Source organism: Bradyrhizobium diazoefficiens (assembly GCF_016612535.1).
GTDB lineage: Bacteria > Pseudomonadota > Alphaproteobacteria > Rhizobiales > Xanthobacteraceae > Bradyrhizobium > Bradyrhizobium diazoefficiens_C.
Genome location: NZ_JAENXS010000002.1, coordinates 673,912 through 689,750, shown reverse-complemented (window position 1 = coordinate 689,750; position 15,839 = coordinate 673,912). Strand labels below are relative to the sequence as shown.

Sequence of the window (15,839 nt, the reverse complement as noted above, 5' to 3'; positions counted from 1 at the left end):
GCTTCCTCGATCCTTTGCTTAGTCCTTGGCGCGCTCGGAGTAGGAGCCGTCCTCGGTCATGACCACGATGCGGGTGCCGACGGCGATGTGCGGCGGCACGGTGGTGCGCACGCCGTTCGAGAGAATCGCGGGCTTGTAGGAGGAGGAGGCGGTCTGGCCCTTGGTCACCGGCTCGGTCTCGACCACTTCCAGCGTCACGCGCTGTGGCAACGCGATCGACACCACGTTGACGTCGTGCGTCGACAATTTGACCGTCATGCTCTCCTGGAGATAGGCGGCCGCGTCGCCGATAACGTCTTTGGACACCTGGACCTGATCATAGGTTTCTGGGTTCATAAAGTGGAAGCCGTCACCATCTTCATAGAGGAAGGTGAAGTTGCGCTCTTCGATCGTGGCCTTCTCGACCTGGTCGGTGGTCTTGTAGCGCTCGGAGATCTTTACCCCGTCCGAGATTCGGCGCATTTCGATCTGGCTGACCGGCGTGCCCTTGCCGGGATGAATGTTCTCGGCGGTCACGACGACATAGAGCTTGCCGTCTTGCTCGATCACGTTGCCCTTGCGAATAGAACTGGCGATGACTCTCAAAGCTGTATTTCCTGCTTGCTTGGCCCGGCTCCGGCCAGGACGTGGTCAAATTGATGGGGGTCCTGGGGCCTCAAATCAGACCTTGGCGCCCGTTTCGGGCCGCAACATACGCATTTTGTCATTGAATGCCAGCATTTTGCTGGCTCAGGGGGCGGTCGGTTAATGGCTGGGGACAAGCCGATTTCGCCGTTCTGGACGCCCGGGCGGCACCTTGACCGGCGGCCGTTCCTCCAAGCCAGGGGGGCCATCACCGGGTCTCTCAGGGGCTTTTTCGCCGAGCAGGGCTTTGTCGAAGTCGAAACCTCCGTCCTCCAGGTCTCCCCGGGCAATGAGACCCATCTTCACGCCCCCCGGACCGAGCTCATCCGGCCCGATGGCAGCCGGGCCGGCCGTTATCTGCGGACCTCGCCCGAATTCGCCTGCAAGAAGCTGCTGGCGGCCGGCGAAGAGCGGATTTTCGAGTTCGCCCGCGTATTCCGCGACCGTGAGCGCGGCGACCTCCATCTGCCCGAATTCACCATGCTGGAATGGTACCGGGCGGGTGCGCTCTATGATGCCATTATGGCCGACACTGTGGTTGTCATCGCTCGGGCTGCGCAGGCGACCGGGATCGGGACCTTCGCGTTCCGGGGCCGGACCGCCGACCCCTTCGCCGAGCCGGAGCTGCTGACGGTCGCAGGCGCCTTCGAGCGCTTCGCCGGCATTGACCTGCTGTCGACAATCTCAGGCAACGAGGGTAACCGTGCCGCGCTCGCTCGGGCGGCCGCCGGCAAGGTTCGCGTGGCCGAGGACGACACCTGGTCGGACATCTTCAGCAAGGTCCTGGTCGAGCATGTCGAGCCGCATCTGGGGCAGGGGCGTTTGACCATTTTGTTCGAATACCCATCTCCAGAGGCGGCGCTGGCGCGGGTGAAGGCAGACGATCCGCGGGTCGCGGAACGGTTCGAGGTCTATGGCTGCGGAGTCGAACTCGCCAACGGCTTTGGAGAGTTGACTGACGCTGGGGAGCAGCGCAAGCGTTTCACTGAATCCATGGCGGAAAAGCAGCGTCGCTACGGCGAGGCCTATCCGCTGGACGAAGACTTTTTGGCCGCGATTGCCGCCATGCCGGAGGCGAGCGGTGTCGCTCTCGGCTTCGACCGGCTGGTGATGCTGGCAAGCGGCGCAACACGGATTGATCAGGTGGTGTGGACGCCGCCTGCAGATGAAACGTTAAGTGAGACATGACGAAAACCAATCTTGCACGGACATTGCGCGAGCCGGCCGAACTGGTGGCCGCAGACCTCGTGCCCGCCGCGGCGCTGCCCGTGCTCGAACGCGTTGCTGCGCGCTATGCGGTCGCGATCACGCCGGCGCTGGTCGAACTCATCGACAACTCAGATCCCGATGACCCGATCGCCCGCCAGTTCGTTCCGACCGCCGCAGAGCTAGAGAGGAAGCCCGGCGAGAACGCCGATCCGATCGGCGATCACCCGCATTCGCCGGTCGCCGGCATCGTGCACCGCTATCCCGATCGCGTGTTGTTCAAGCTTGTTCATGTCTGCGCCGTCTATTGCCGTTTCTGCTTCCGTCGCGAGATGGTCGGACCTGGCAAGGAGAACGCGCTCTCTGATAGCGCTTATCGTGCGGCGATCGATTACATCCGTTCGCATAGCGAGATCTGGGAGGTGATCCTGACCGGCGGTGATCCGCTGATGCTGTCGCCGCGCCGGATGAGCGAGATCATGGCCGATCTTGCCGGCATCGATCACGTCAAGATCATCCGCCTTCATACCCGCGTGCCGGTGGCCGAGCCTGCGCGCATCAGCGACGAGATGGTCGCTGCCCTGAGGGTCGAAGGCGCGACCACCTGGGTCGCACTGCATGCCAACCATGCGCGCGAACTGACGGAAGCGGCGCGAGACGCCTGTGCGCAGCTGGTCGATGCCGGGATTCCGATGGTGAGCCAGTCCGTGCTTTTGCGCGGCGTCAATGACAACGTCGCCGCCTTGTCGGATTTGATGCGGGCTTTCGTCGAGTGCCGGGTCAAGCCCTACTACCTGCATCACGGCGATCTCGCGCCGGGCACGGCACATCTGCGTACTACGCTCGCGGCAGGGCAGGAGTTGATGCGGCAGTTGCGCGGGCGGGTGTCAGGGCTGTGTCAGCCGGACTACGTCATCGATATTCCCGGCGGCGCCGGCAAATCGCCGGTGGGCCCGAATTATGTGTTGGCGGCGCGAAATACCGCACCTGATGAGCGTGAAGCGGAATCGGAAACGCGCTATCGTATCGTAGATTATTGCGGCGACGTTCATCTCTATCCGCCCGAGATCTGAGCGGTGAAGGACGAGGGGGCGCCGGCTTTGCGGAATGGAGCAGCAAAATGAGGAAGATCGTCGTGGCACTGTCGCTTCTGGTGTTGTTCGGCGGCGTGGCCGTCGCGCAGACCGGCACCAAGGGCTCGTCGACATCGGGCGGGGCGACGTCCGGCTCGACGCCGTCGGCGCCGGTTGGTCACCGCCAGCCGCGAGCCGGCGACGTGCCGAATGAGAAGAATATCAGCGATCCCAACGATCCCCTGAGTAAGGAAAACCGAGCGCTCGACAAGAAGATCAAGAGCATCTGCCGCGGCTGCTGAGCCAAAGACCCTTGCGGGCAGGGCGCGAACAGCGTCGCCCCGCCCGCCTTTGGCCCAGCCTACGCGGAGCGCTCGTGCAGTCCGGCGCGCGCGGTGTTGCGCCGGATCTCGACCGCATCGGCGAGCTGCCCGAGCACGGTTGCCGTGGTCGCCCAATCGATGCATCCATCGGTGATACTCTGGCCGTAGACGAGCGGCTTGCCCGGCACCACGTCCTGGCGGCCGGCAACGAGATTGCTCTCGATCATCACGCCCATGATGCGGCTCTCGCCGCCGGATATCTGGCCGGCGATGTCGGCGGTGACCAGCGGCTGGTTTTCCGGATTCTTGCTCGAATTGGCGTGGCTCGCATCCACCATCACCAGTGGCGCGACACCGGATTTCGCCAGATCGTTGCAGGCCTCCGCCACGCTTGCCGCATCGTAATTCGGCTTGCTGCCGCCGCGCAGGATGATGTGGCAGTCCTCGTTGCCCGCAGTCGATGCGATCGCTGAACGGCCGAGTTTCGTCACCGCCATGAAATGATGCGGATGCGAGGCCGATTTCACTGCGTCCGCCGCGATCCGCACATTGCCATCGGTGCCGTTTTTGAATCCGACCGGGCAGGACAGGCCTGAGGCCAGCTCACGGTGGATCTGGCTCTCGGTCGTGCGCGCGCCGATCGCGGCCCAGGACACAAGGTCGGCGATGTATTGCGGCGTCGTCATGTCGAGGAATTCGGCGCCGGCCGGCAGGCCGAGATTGTTCACCGCTGACAGCACGTTGCGCGCCAGCCGCAGACCCTTGTTGATATCGAAGCTGCCGTCGAGATCAGGATCGTTGATCAGGCCCTTCCAGCCGACGGTGGTGCGCGGCTTCTCGAAATAGACCCGCATCACGATCTCAAGCTGATCGGCAAGGTCCTCACGCAGTTTTGCCAGCCGCTCGGCGTAGTCGATTGCAGCCTTCGGATCATGCACCGAGCAGGGGCCGACGACGACGAGAAGCCGGTCGTCCTGGCCGTTGAGGATGGCATGGATGGCGTTGCGCGCCGCCATCACCACACGGGTTGCCGTGAGGGTGCGCGGGACCTCCCGCATCACCTCCTCAGGCGTGCTCAGCTCTTTCAGTTCGCGGATACGAAGATCGTCGGTCGTGCTCAGCACGGCGGGCTCCTGTCTGTTTCTCGAACCTGCCGGCCAATAAAAAAGCCGCCAGGTCTGGCGGCTGTTCGGACTAGATGCTGCAATTTGTCAGATTGAGCGTGATCCTCCCACCGCCAGCGAGCTGTCGTAGCTAAAGTACCAATAAAAGCTGGTGGCAACGGTGATCATGGCGGCTCATATAGCGTGCCATTGGCAGGTTGTCACCCCCCAAATCGGCGGAGGGCGCAACGAGGCGTCTCAGGTGTTGCTGTTGCGTGCCGCAAGCGCCATGCCGATCAAGGTGACGCCGCCGAACAGCAGGTTGATGCCGACGAGCACGCCGATGGCCCATTCCGCCGTGCTCGGCAGTCCCGTGATCACCATGAACGCGATCGCGATGTCGACGAGGCCCGAGATCAGCAGCCACGACCAGCGGCCGCTCAGCTCGCGACGGTGCTCCAGCGCGTACATGATGGTGGTGACGCCCTCCGCAAGGAAATAGGCGCCGAGCACGATGGTCAGCGTCAGCACGGCCTGCATCGGCCGCGCCAACAGTAGCATGCCGGCGAGCACGGCGAGCGCGGCCGAGACCAGTGACCACCAGAAGCCGGGTGTGCTGCGCGCCCAATACGTCGCGATCAAGCCGCCGATGCCGCTGATCACGAACATCCAGCCGAGGAATATCGCGATCGCGAGGCTCGCGAACGGCGGCAGGATCAGCGCGGCGACGCCGAGAACGGCGAGCAGGATGCCCTCGAACAGGAAGGCCTTCCAATGCGCTTTCACCGCCTGGCTCATCGCGGATTGCAGCCGTGAAAAGTCCTCGGGCGATGTCATGATGGCCTCTCACGTCACAGGAAGCGGATGCGGCTCAATCTAGTACGCCCACACCGCGCTTGCCATCCCGCGGATCAACCGCCGCCATGCGCTGACGAAAAACCTTCGCCGCTGGTGCGGATGCGGTTGCGGCCGAGAACGTAGATCGCGGTCGTGACGGCCAGCAGCGCAAGGCCGAGCAGGATCGAGGTGAGGCCGATCGGGATCAGCGCCAGCGTGAGATTGCGCTCAGGGTTTATGAGCCAGTGGTGGATCGAGGTCAGCACGAAGGCGAGGCCGAGGAAGCCGACACCGCCGCCGGCAAGCCACAGCGCCCACATCCGCCGCAACTGGCTGAGCCGCTCGCGCGCGATCTCGGTCCGCGGCGCATGATGGCGGGCGACGCGCCGCACCAGGCGCATGGCAAAGGCGATCGAGCTGAAGCCGATCAGGAGGCTCGCGGCGCCGAGCCACATCCGCAAGCTGGGATCGAGATCCGGCATGCGCTGAAGCGTGAGCAGCGGAAAGTCGAAGGCCGAATGCAGGGCCAAGGGGCCTGCGAAGATCAGCAGGCGGCTGGAGAGCCGGGACCAGTCGCGATGACGGCGGTTGGCCCCCAGCGCCGTGCCGGCGCGCGCGATTGTCAGATAGGCGCCGGCGATGATGCCGAGCGCGCCGTGGAACGGCACGGTGAGCACGCTGCGCAGCGCCGCCAGCGACCGCCACATCTCGGCATGCTGGACCAGATAGGCGAGGTTTTCGTAGGCGGCGAAGCCGAGGCCGACTGCGGCACCATAGACCACGGTGTCCATGGGGTTGGCGAAGGTCCGCCGCTTGGTCGAGGAGACCAGCACGATCGCGATCACCTTCACCGCCTCCTCGGGCACCGCGACGCCGAAGACCGAATGCATGGCGAGCGCGGCCCAGGGATTGTCGGGTGCCGCAACCATCTTGGTGAAGGGTGCGCGGGCGAGACCCAGTAGCGAAATGCTGGCGGCACCGAGCAGGAAGGCGGTCCAGACCTGGGCCGGCGGTCCGGGGCGTTCTTCGGCGGCAATGACGAGCCACAGCATCAGCAGCGCCGGGGCGATGGCGGCCGTTCCGATGACGGTGGGTAACGCTTCAATCAGATACATCGGCGCCGAAATTAGGTTCCCTTGGTCCGCTTATCTACGTCTCCTGATGCGACCATCTGTCATGAACTCGCTGTCCCGTTGCTTAACAAGCGTGACAGCTGGCGTTCATCAGGACTTCCAAATGTAGAATACGAGCGCAATCAATTGCATGACAGAGCCAATTCGTCATCGGCCGCAGCGGTTGCGCGCCTGTCATCGGATCGTGATTGATAAGTCAGATCAAGGCAATGTGCGGGTTTCTTCGATTCACGATGCACGCGTGCGAGCAGCGAGTCCAGAGGCGGAATGCCTCGCGCCGGACAACGCGCAGGCGGTCGGAACGGCCCAGTCACGCTTCGTTGTGCGTCCGCGGGGTGGTGGCGCAGTCCGGCGCGCCCGCACCTGCTCTAGTTCCTATAAGGCGCGCACGAGGCACGTGCCGAGGCTGAAGACGATGAGCAGCAGCAGGAAGGCCCGGTCGGCGGGAGGTATCTTTATCATGGCGTTGATCAAGCAACCCGCATGCCATGCATTCCCGAACGGGCCTGCGGCGTGCACAACGGCGTCTCACACAAAGCACTGCTTGCTCCGGTTCGAACCCCGGCTCCCACAAGGTGACCTGGGTCCGCGCTTTCCGCCCTCAATGGGTGGTAAACGGCGGTAGCGCGTCAGGCGCGATATCGAAGGCGCCGAGATGGAATTCCTCGCCGGCGACCTCGTCGGACAAGGTGTGCTGCCCGAGTAGCGTAAAGGCCGCCTGCGGATATTGCTTCCAGATATCCAGATCGCAGGCGGTGATGGTGAGCCAGCCGAACGTGTACATGTAGCGCCCGGGCTCGGTGACCCGGCCAACCCTGGTGATCTTGTCGACTGCCATCCGGTCCCCCGATCGCAAGTCTGCAAATCAAGCCCGGCACGAGGCGCGGACCGTCAAAAAGCTGATCCCGCAATGGGGCCGCGATAGGGCGGCGATGTTGGCGGTAAGGCGGCCGCTCACTCCAGCTGATGGTGCGGGACGGATTGGTCCGGCGGGCTTCAGGCCGGCTGCGGCACGGTCTGGCGCACGACCAGGCGGGCGAGGTCGTCCCGCTGCTGCTTCTCGGCGAACTTCACCGCGAAGCCGTTGTCGAACTTGCGGATGACGCGCCCGACACAGGCGCCGACCGCAAGCGGGGTTCCGACCGGCGGGTCATATTCGCAGGAGATCGCGACGCCGGCGGTGGAGACGTCGATGATGAAGCACGGATGGCTGCAGCCGTCGGCGAGCGTCAGGACGGTATGCGAGGACTGCGGAACGTAGCGCGCGTCGCGCCGTAGCTCCTGGATGCTGTCGTCCTTTTGCTTCTTCTCGAGCCAGGTCAGCTTTTCCGACATCCAGGCACGGCGCGCCCGCGTCATATCGAGCTCCATGAGGAAGCCCGATTTAAGCGTCGCGCTGATGGTGCACTGGAATTCGCCGAAGTCCTGGAAGTAGGACGTCACGCGCTCGCCGATCTTGCCGACGACCGGCACGTCCACGATCATGCGGAAGGGTGAGACGCGCTTGGTGCGGCAGGCGAAGTTTCGCAGCTTGCCCTCGCAATCGTACCAGCGATGCAGCGAATAGCTGCCGCTCACGGTCACTTCGACGGCACGCTGCCTGAGGAACTCTGCGACGGACATGGGCGCCAATCGTGTTTCGGACTGTTTCCGTAATTCCACGGTATAGCGATCAATTTCTAAGCAAATGATACCGGCGCTCAGGAGCAGGGGTTAATTTCCGGTAAATCAACGAGGCGGTAGTGTTCCGGGGTAAGCGGCAAAACGACCCGATTGCTGGGCGTGAACGTTCACAACCACGTCACTGCGACCGCGGCGGAGCCCGCGTGGATCGCTGCTTCGGCCGTTCCGGCATTTGTCGATGAATCGGGCTTGCCAAAACTGGCCGCACAGGCTGGCGGAGACCTGACGAGCGGTTCTTCGCCCGACCTGAACGGCGGCGTTCAGAGAGGCCCGTGCAGCAGCGCCAACGCGCCAATGGCCACGGCGAGCTTGATCGTCTTCCAGGTCAGGCTGTCGCACCTGATCTTTCCGACCCACGGCAATGCGTGCCGTAGCGCAAACGTCGCGATCGCTTCGATGGTGACGGATTTTGCCCGCTCGTCGCCCGGCATTCCAAGCGACCAAGCCCCGGCCGGACAGCTTCATTTCAAATAAATGCTATCGCATGTCTGATTGTGTCTTGCGGTGAATGCGGCTAGTGCAGGGGCAATGACGCCGTCCGAAAATTATCGGCCAGATATCGACGGGCTCCGTGCTGTTTCGATCCTGCTGGTGGTCGGTTATCACGCGCATCCCTGGATGCTGCCCGGCGGCTTCGTCGGCGTCGATGTCTTCTTCGTCATCTCCGGATTTCTGATCACGCGGATCCTGCTCGCGCCCGGCGGCATACCGCTCGCGACATTCTACGCGCGGCGGATCAAGCGGATATTTCCGGCGCTGATCGCGGTTCTCCTGGCCACCTATGCGATCGGTTGGTCCATCTTGCTCCCCCAGCCGTTTCGTCTGTTGGGAGAAAACATCGCTGCCAGCGCGCTGTTCACCTCGAACCTGTTCCAGCTCGAGCAGCTCGGCTATTTTGCGCCGCTCGCTGCGGAAAATCCGCTGCTTCATCTCTGGTCACTCGGCGTCGAGGAGCAGTTCTATATCTTCTGGCCGCTGGCGCTCGTGCTTTTGATGCGCTCGTTCTATCGTCGGAGGTACATCCTCGGCGCGATCCTGGCGTCATTGGGCGCCAGCGTGATCCTGGCCAGGGTGAACCCGGACTGGGGCTTCTACGCGCCGCTGCCACGCGCCTGGGAGTTGCTGATCGGCGGGCTCCTGGCCGAAGCCAATCTCGTCAGGAAAAGCGGCAGTCATTTCCTCGGAGCCATCGGCCTTGGCGCAATCGTGGCTTCCGCGCTGCTGTTCGACCGATCGATGCCATTTCCGGGCGCGTTGGCGCTCGTCCCCGTCCTTGGCGCCGCGCTTGTCATCGTGTCGCCGAGCGCCGCGACCAACCGCGTGCTGTTGTCGAGTCGGCCCGCCGTTCTGCTCGGACTTGTCAGCTACCCGCTCTACCTCTGGCACTGGCCGTTGTTGGCGTATCTCGGAATCCTGCGGCACGGGGTGCCGAATTTTCTCGAGATCTGGACCGCAGTTCTTGCCGCGATTGTGCTGTCGATCGTGACCTACTGCTTCATCGAATTGCCGCTCCGTCATCGGCGCAATGTGGTGCCGGCCTTGTCGATCGCCCTGGCATCGATTGGCACGATCGGCCTGGTGACGATCGCATCGGCCGGCTTCCTTTGGCGATTTCCGCCGGAGCTTCAAGCGATCGCGGCCGTCAGCACCGACGACAATCCTGCCTTCAGGGACCACTGCTTCCTCGAGGCGGCGGGGAGCAGTTTCGATACAAGCTGCGTCGAACAGGGCGGCAAGCCGCTGCTCCTGCTATGGGGCGATTCCAATGCCGCGGCCCTCTATCCGGCCGTGAGCGACGCAGCCAGGAAAACCTCGTTCCGGGTGGCGCGCTTCACGGCGCCGGGCTGTGCGCCGATCATCGATGCCGGACCGAGCGCCGCATGCACCGAAGCCAACGGCAAGGCCTTCGCGCTGATCGCGGCGTCTCGCCCCGAGGTCGTGGTGCTGTATGCCATGTGGGGCTTTGACAACGACCTGACGAAATTAAGCCGCACCATTGCCGCACTTCGAAGCGCCGGCGTTCCCCGTGTGGTCGTTCTCGGGCCGCCGCCGGTATGGAAGCGCACGCTTCCGCACGCGATCATCAACCACTATCGCTTCGCGCACGAGCTGCCGGACCGGCTCGGGACCGGCGTGTCGGGCCCGGCCGAGGACGAATTGATGGCGGATTTCGGCAAATCCGCCGGCGTTGATTTCGTGTCGGTGCGGAAGGTGCTCTGCGACCAGCGGCAATGCCTCGTCCGGACGCCTGCCGGTGAGGTGATCGCAACGGATGCGATTCATCTGTCGCCGGGTGGGGCGAAGCTGGTCGTCGACGCCATCGGCCGGGACCTCTTTCATGGGCCCGACAGCAGACATATCCAATAATCTTCGTTGACAATCTTCCTGTTGATCTCGTCCCCCTGTTGCGCTTGAGTACCGAGAGGTCTGGGGGGACCATTTTGATGTCTATTTTCTTGGCTGCGGTGTCTTGCGCCGCCGCATTCGGTTTTTCAGTCGATTTTCGTTCGCGCAGGCTCAATGAGGCCTGTGTCTTGTCATGGACATGACCGTCATGTCCGGCTGCCTGTCGCCGCGGAAAGCAGGCATTCTCGATCACGCCGAACGTGTTGCCGCCGATCGCGTGGCCTGGCGCGCAAAGAACAGCTTCTTCCACGACGAGGACGAACGCTATCTGCGGTTTCTGATCCCGCCGGGATGTCGCGTCCTCGACATCGGCTGCGGCATTGGCGATACGCTCGCGAGTCTCGCGCCGTCACATGGCGTCGGGGTGGATTTCTGCCGCAAGCAAATCGCGATCGCGCGGCAGCGTCACCCCGATCTTACTTTCGTGGAAGGCGATGCCGAGGATCCCGCCACGCTCGATGCGCTGCAAGGTCCGTTCGATTACATCGTCGTCCTCGATACGATCGGCTCGCTGGAGGATTGTCAGAAATTCATCGCCCAGCTGCATCCGTTCTGCACGCGGGATACGCGGCTGGTGATCGGCTATTTTTCTCACCTCTGGTATCCCCTGCTGAAATTCGCCGAGCTCATCGGCCGGCGGATGCCGCAGCCGGATCAGAACGTGCTGTCGCCCTCTGACCTGCGCAGCCTTGCCAGGCTTGCGGATTTCGATCCGGTCAAGTCGGAGCAACGCGTGCTCTCACCGGCCCGGATGTTCGGGCTCGGGCGCTTTCTCAACCGTTTCGTCAGCGTGTTGCCAGGAATCCGCCAGATGGCGCTCAGGCACTATCTGGTTGCGCGCTCCAGCCGCAGAGCGAGGGAGGAATTTTGCTCGGCGACCGTTGTCGTCCCGGCGCGCAACGAACGCGGCAATATCGAGCCGGCGGTCCTGCGCATCCCGGACTTTTGCAGCGACATCGAGATCATCTTCATCGAAGGCCACAGTCAGGACGGCACCTTTGAGGAGATGGAACGGGTCAAGCGGGCGCATCCTTCCAAGGACATCAAGGTGATGCGCCAGCCCGGCAAGGGCAAAGCCGACGCCGTCTTCACCGCGTTCGACGCGGCGCGCGGCGACGTGCTGATCATTCTCGACGCCGACCTGACCATGCCGCCGGAGCAGATTCCGAAATTCGTCGATGCGCTGCTGTCGGGCAAGGGCGAGTTCGTCAATGGATCGCGCCTGGTCTATCCCATGGACGAGGGCGCGATGCGTTTCCTCAACCTGATCGCCAACAAGATCTTCTCCTATCTGTTCTCCTGGCTGCTCAATCAGCGTTATACGGACACGCTGTGCGGCACCAAGGTTCTACGCCGCAGTGACTATCAGCGGCTGAAGGCCGGCAAGGCCTATTTCGGTGATTTCGATCCGTTCGGCGATTTCGACCTGATCTTCGGCGCATCGAAGCTCAATCTGAAATCGGTCGATCTTCCGATTCGCTACGCCGCGCGCACCTATGGCGAGACCCAGATATCCAGGTTTCGCCACGGCTGGATGCTGCTGAAAATGGTGGCGTTCGCCTTTATCAAGATCAAGGCGATCTAGGCCGTGGGAACTACGGTTCGACCACGATGATGTCAGACGAGTGCTGTTTTCCCGACGAACGCATGAGCGGACGGCTGAGAACTCTGCTGATCCTCATGATGCCGTCGCTGTATCTGGCGGCGACGTTGCTCTATTCGGCCTACCAGGCGGTCTGGGGCGTCCAGGTCGATCCGGAATCGGCGTACACGATGAACGGGCTGGTGGCGGCAGCTGGATACGGCTCGCTGAAATTCGACCATCCGGGAACGACAACGACGCTGCTGGTCGAGCTGATCATCAGGGGCTGGGCCCTGGTCGCCCGGCCCGAGGATATCGTCGCGTTCGGGCTCAAGCACTACGATGCGATCACCTACGCGGCGCGGACCTGCGAGGCGCTGGTGCTCACCGGTGCGTTGCTGGGGGGCGGGCTCATCGTCGGGCGGACGACGCGCAGCGCGATGGCTGCAATGCTGTTCCAGGCGGGCGCGTTCGTCCATCCCGATGCGTTCCACTTTCAGATGGTGCTCGCTCCGGAAAGCCTCATGGTCGCGATCGCCCTGTTCGGCATGGCGATCGTCATCAAGGCTGCGCTCGACGAGCATCCGCCGGCGACCAGCCTCGGGGTCGTGTCCGGATTGGTCTTCGCGCTCGGGTTCTCGACCAAATATCTCTATTTACCGCAGGCGCTGTTCGCGGTGTGCCTGCTCAGAAACAGGCGGGCCTTGGTCGCCGCCATGATCACCGGGGCGATCGGCTTCGTTGGCTTCAGTCTGATCTTCAATCCCGGAACGATCACGCGCGGTTTCGGCTGGCTCGCGCAAATCGCGACCCACAAGGGAAATTACGGCGAGGGTGAGCCCGGGTTCATCGACTTCGGAACGTTCTGGTCCAACATGCGCGAGATCGCTGCATCGGCGCCGTTCGTGCCGGGCGTCTACGTCGCAGCCGCGGCCGCGGTGCTGGCCTGGTGCGTCAAGACGCGCGACTGGCGTGATCCGGTCACCCTGACGCTCAGTGCCGCCGTCCTGATCTTTGCCGCGCATCTCGTGGCGACGTCGAAGCATTTCGCGCTTCACTACATGATGGCGCCGTGGGTCCTGACCGGCGGCGTCCTCGTCCTGCTCGTGGTGCAGGTCAGGCGTCTGGCCCCGGCGATCCCGTCGGCTGCGCTGAGCCTGCTGGTGGGCAGCCTGTGCGCTGTCGTGAGCGCGGCGACGCTGATCGACGCCCGCGCCGTCGCGCTGCAATCGTCGGCGTCGAATGCGATCGGAGCCAGGCTCTCGAAGGCGGTGGTCGCGGCCGGTCCCGCCTGCGCCAACGTCTCCGGAATGTTCGTGCGCGCGCCGGAGAACGACATGAACCACGGCTGGGACATGACATTGCAGCCCTGGGGTGACCAGGCGATGCGGGAGAGGTTTTCCAGGGCTTATGCCCGCGCCTTCACGGTGCCGCTGCTGGACCACAACATCTACACGCACGTCCTGAAGAACAATTTTCGCCCCACCAGCTATGCAAAGCTCAGCGAGGACTACCCCTGCATCATCGTCCGTTCGGCGGCGCCGCTCGACGCTGAAAATTCGATCGGGCTCTTGGCGCTCGAGCCGGATCATTGCGTGATCGAGGGGATCCACGTCTATACCGTCGGGCTCGCCTGCGCGAAGGTGCGCGAGAGCTTCCTGGGCGAGCGGTGAGGGTCCGGCGGTGAAGGATATGGAGTGCTTGGCGCTCCCTAGCGGAATCGAACCGCTCTCTCCACCGTGAAAGGGTGGCGTCCTAACCGATAGACGAAGGGAGCAAACGCAAGGCCACGCCGCTTTTCGCGGCACGGCCGCCGGCCGTCCGAGTCGGGCCCGGCGGCTTGCGGCGGGCGAACGTATAGTTGCCTTTGGGCTCGCGGGCAAGCCGTTCGGGACCGGTCATTTGCCACCCGGTGGATAGCTTTCCCGGGATCATTCGGGCGGCGATTTCAACCGTTTCTTAGGGTTCCCTGAGGTAGCGCTGGAGCGGGAGATTTTCAAGCCAATGCCCCAGCCCAAGAAGCGCGCGGCCCGCAAACTGCTGTCGCGGCACGCCTGGATCACGCTCGAGGGCGGGTTCGCGGCGCGGCATTGTCTGGTCGAGGACATCTCGGCCTCGGGTGCCAGGATCACGATGGACGAGGATGCGAGCCAGCTGCCGGGTGTGATCCGGATGGCGTTCTCGCGCGACGCGCGGACCGGGCAGAGCTGCCAGGTGGTCTGGCGCCGCGGCAAGTCGGCCGGCATCCGGTTCCTCTGACGGCCCGGATAGCGCCCGGCGCGGGCTCGGGCTAAAAGGCGCGTATGCGCGCCATCGTCCTCCTTCTCGCCTTTCTCGCAGCCGCCTCCGCGGCAGCGGCCGAGACCTTGCGCCTGCCGCCCGCCGAGCCTGGGCAGGCCGGCAAGACCCTGCCGCTGAAGGGCGCCACCGGCGCGGCGAAGGCGAACGCGTGCGCCTCCTATGGCCGCGGCTTCAGCAGGGTCGAGGCGACCGGGACCTGCGTGAAGATCGGCGGCTCGGTCAGCGTCGATACCGCGGTCCGGCGCTAGCACCGATGTCGCCGGATCTGATACGGCTCGATCTCCTCGTTCCCGCGCTGATGTATTGCGCGCTGCTGTGGTGGGTCGGCCGCGGCCTGAGCTGGACGGCACGGCTGGGGACGGCCGTGGTGACGCTCGTGCTGATCATCTGCGTGGTCGCGGTCGAGCGCGGCTGGCGCTAGGGCAGGCCCACAACAAAAACCGCGAAAACAACCCCATGCACAGTAGACGCCCCGCATTGGGCGTGATGCGCGCCTGGCGCCATTCAGAGTGATCTCACCGCAGCTTAAGCCGCGTCAGCGGCTCACGACATCGGCGGGGCCACGTGCCGGGCAAATCCGGGCCGCTTGCCGAGCTCGGCGAGCCAGCGCGTCAGGTTCGGCTGCGCCGGCCGGGTGATCCCCTCGACCCCGAGCCAGCGCCGCGCATAGGCGCCGATCGCGATATCGGCGAGCGTGAACGCGTCGCCTTCCATGAAGGGCCGCGTGGCGAGCAGGCGGTCGGCAATCGCCCAGACCTCGGCGGCCGCATCGGCATCCCCTTGGATCCTGATCATGTCGCGCTCGGCCGCCGGCGTGCGCACGAGGCCCCAAAACACCGGACGATCGACCGGTTGCACCATCGACAGCGTCCAGTCGAGCCAGCGGTCGACGCCGGCGCGCAGCTTCGGCGCCTCCGGATAGATCGGCGTGCCGCGCCCGTGCGCCATGCAGAGATAGCGCATGATGGAATTGGATTCCCATAAGCTGAAGTCGCCTTCGACCAGCGTCGGGATCCGCGCATTGGGGTTGATCGCGAGATAATCGGCCTCGCGGGTCTTGCCGTAACTCATGCCGGCGTCGATGCGCTCGTAGGGCAAGGCCAGCTCGGCGAGGCACCAAAGCACCTTCTGCACGTTGACCGAATTGGCGCGGCCCCAGATCGTCAGCTGTGTGTCCGGCATCAAGCGTCTCCCGCGGCGTTATCGCTGTCGTAGCCCGGATGGAGCGAAGCGCAATCCGGGGGGCTTCGGCCGCCAGGGTCCCGGATTACGCTGCGCTCCGTCCGGGCTACAAGGCCACCTCGCGCGGGTGATAGCGGAATCCTGCGCGCACAGCGACGGCGATTGCTGCGCGCCTCTCATGCAAAAAGCTCCGCCACGGGCGGAGCTTTCATTGCAGAGTAACCGGCTGCGCGACAAACGCAAAATGCGTTTGCGCGGAGATCAATGGCCGAAGAACAGCCACAGCAGAATGATCACCGGGATCGGCACGCCCAACAGCCACAACAAAATTCCGCGTCCCATCGCGTTCTCCTCCAATTGCATTGTCCTGGAGTGTGAACGCGGGG

At 63.9% G+C, this 15,839-nt stretch carries 17 protein-coding genes and 1 tRNA gene; 10 read left to right on the top strand and 8 right to left on the bottom strand.

The annotated features are described in order from the left end of the window. Positions 1 to 18: 18 nt before the first annotated feature. A complete protein-coding gene (efp, locus tag JJE66_RS20095) occupies positions 19 to 585 on the bottom strand; it encodes an elongation factor P (RefSeq protein WP_200516249.1) in 567 nt (188 codons plus the stop codon). Positions 586 to 747: 162 nt separating this feature from the next. Between efp and epmA the strand changes: the two genes are divergently transcribed. Genes epmA through JJE66_RS20080 form a run of 3 tightly spaced genes read left to right on the top strand, consistent with a single transcriptional unit; the run spans position 748 to position 3,205 of the window. Continuing rightward, positions 748 to 1,812: an EF-P lysine aminoacylase EpmA gene (gene epmA / locus JJE66_RS20090; protein WP_200516248.1), complete on the top strand. Its 1,065-nt coding sequence runs from the start codon at positions 748 to 750 to the stop codon at positions 1,810 to 1,812. After that, complete coding sequence (locus tag JJE66_RS20085; RefSeq protein ID WP_200516247.1) at positions 1,809 to 2,903, top strand: lysine-2,3-aminomutase-like protein; 1,095 nt, start codon at positions 1,809 to 1,811, stop codon at positions 2,901 to 2,903. Before epmA ends, JJE66_RS20085 begins: the two co-directional genes overlap by 4 nt. 47 nt (positions 2,904 to 2,950) lie before the next feature. Beyond that, positions 2,951 to 3,205 (top strand): hypothetical protein, encoded by a 255-nt coding sequence (locus JJE66_RS20080; RefSeq protein ID WP_200516246.1) that lies wholly within the window; start codon positions 2,951 to 2,953, stop codon positions 3,203 to 3,205. Positions 3,206 to 3,264: 59 nt separating this feature from the next. Here the strand turns inward: JJE66_RS20080 and JJE66_RS20075 are convergent, their stop codons facing one another. The 5 genes from JJE66_RS20075 to JJE66_RS20055 form a co-directional block, all read right to left on the bottom strand. Next, positions 3,265 to 4,350 (bottom strand): 3-deoxy-7-phosphoheptulonate synthase, encoded by a 1,086-nt coding sequence (locus JJE66_RS20075; protein ID WP_200516245.1) that lies wholly within the window; start codon positions 4,348 to 4,350, stop codon positions 3,265 to 3,267. Positions 4,351 to 4,587: 237 nt separating this feature from the next. Next, positions 4,588 to 5,166 (bottom strand): HdeD family acid-resistance protein, encoded by a 579-nt coding sequence (locus JJE66_RS20070; protein WP_200516244.1) that lies wholly within the window; start codon positions 5,164 to 5,166, stop codon positions 4,588 to 4,590. A 74-nt stretch (positions 5,167 to 5,240) separates the two neighbouring features. Then, positions 5,241 to 6,281 (bottom strand): PrsW family glutamic-type intramembrane protease, encoded by a 1,041-nt coding sequence (locus tag JJE66_RS20065; protein WP_200516243.1) that lies wholly within the window; start codon positions 6,279 to 6,281, stop codon positions 5,241 to 5,243. A gap of 619 nt (positions 6,282 to 6,900) precedes the next feature. Further along, a complete protein-coding gene (locus JJE66_RS20060) occupies positions 6,901 to 7,137 on the bottom strand; it encodes a hypothetical protein (protein ID WP_200516242.1) in 237 nt (78 codons plus the stop codon). Between the two features lie 158 nt (positions 7,138 to 7,295). Further along, positions 7,296 to 7,922 (bottom strand): PilZ domain-containing protein, encoded by a 627-nt coding sequence (locus JJE66_RS20055; RefSeq protein ID WP_200516241.1) that lies wholly within the window; start codon positions 7,920 to 7,922, stop codon positions 7,296 to 7,298. 150 nt (positions 7,923 to 8,072) lie between these two features. Here JJE66_RS20055 and JJE66_RS20050 point away from each other — a divergent pair, with 150 nt between their 5' ends. From JJE66_RS20050 to JJE66_RS20035, 4 genes are all read left to right on the top strand, one after another. After that, positions 8,073 to 8,456 carry a hypothetical protein gene (locus JJE66_RS20050; protein ID WP_200516240.1) on the top strand — a complete coding sequence of 128 codons (384 nt, stop codon included), beginning with the start codon at positions 8,073 to 8,075 and terminating at the stop codon, positions 8,454 to 8,456. A gap of 54 nt (positions 8,457 to 8,510) precedes the next feature. Next, positions 8,511 to 10,349: an acyltransferase family protein gene (locus JJE66_RS20045; protein WP_200516239.1), complete on the top strand. Its 1,839-nt coding sequence runs from the start codon at positions 8,511 to 8,513 to the stop codon at positions 10,347 to 10,349. Positions 10,350 to 10,527: 178 nt separating this feature from the next. Continuing rightward, complete coding sequence (locus JJE66_RS20040; protein WP_200518598.1) at positions 10,528 to 11,973, top strand: bifunctional class I SAM-dependent methyltransferase/glycosyltransferase family 2 protein; 1,446 nt, start codon at positions 10,528 to 10,530, stop codon at positions 11,971 to 11,973. Between the two features lie 62 nt (positions 11,974 to 12,035). After that, on the top strand, positions 12,036 to 13,643 hold the full coding sequence (locus JJE66_RS20035) for a hypothetical protein (RefSeq protein WP_200516237.1): 1,608 nt from the start codon (positions 12,036 to 12,038) through the stop codon (positions 13,641 to 13,643). Between the two features lie 29 nt (positions 13,644 to 13,672). On the opposite strand, the gene JJE66_RS20030 is transcribed toward JJE66_RS20035, so the two are convergent. Beyond that, positions 13,673 to 13,747: transfer RNA gene (locus JJE66_RS20030), tRNA-Glu, on the bottom strand. A 227-nt stretch (positions 13,748 to 13,974) separates the two neighbouring features. Between JJE66_RS20030 and JJE66_RS20025 the strand changes: the two genes are divergently transcribed. From JJE66_RS20025 to JJE66_RS20015, 3 genes are read left to right on the top strand one after another with little or no spacing between them, the layout of a single operon-like run. Further along, positions 13,975 to 14,229 (top strand): PilZ domain-containing protein, encoded by a 255-nt coding sequence (locus JJE66_RS20025; RefSeq protein ID WP_200516235.1) that lies wholly within the window; start codon positions 13,975 to 13,977, stop codon positions 14,227 to 14,229. Positions 14,230 to 14,273: 44 nt separating this feature from the next. Further along, positions 14,274 to 14,519 carry a hypothetical protein gene (locus JJE66_RS20020; RefSeq protein ID WP_200516233.1) on the top strand — a complete coding sequence of 82 codons (246 nt, stop codon included), beginning with the start codon at positions 14,274 to 14,276 and terminating at the stop codon, positions 14,517 to 14,519. A gap of 5 nt (positions 14,520 to 14,524) precedes the next feature. Then, positions 14,525 to 14,692: a hypothetical protein gene (locus tag JJE66_RS20015; RefSeq protein ID WP_200516231.1), complete on the top strand. Its 168-nt coding sequence runs from the start codon at positions 14,525 to 14,527 to the stop codon at positions 14,690 to 14,692. A 122-nt stretch (positions 14,693 to 14,814) separates the two neighbouring features. Here JJE66_RS20015 and JJE66_RS20010 read toward each other — a convergent pair whose 3' ends face one another. Continuing rightward, entirely contained in the window at positions 14,815 to 15,453 is a 639-nt protein-coding gene (locus JJE66_RS20010; RefSeq protein WP_200516229.1) for a glutathione S-transferase family protein, read from the bottom strand. Positions 15,454 to 15,839: the final 386 nt, after the last annotated feature.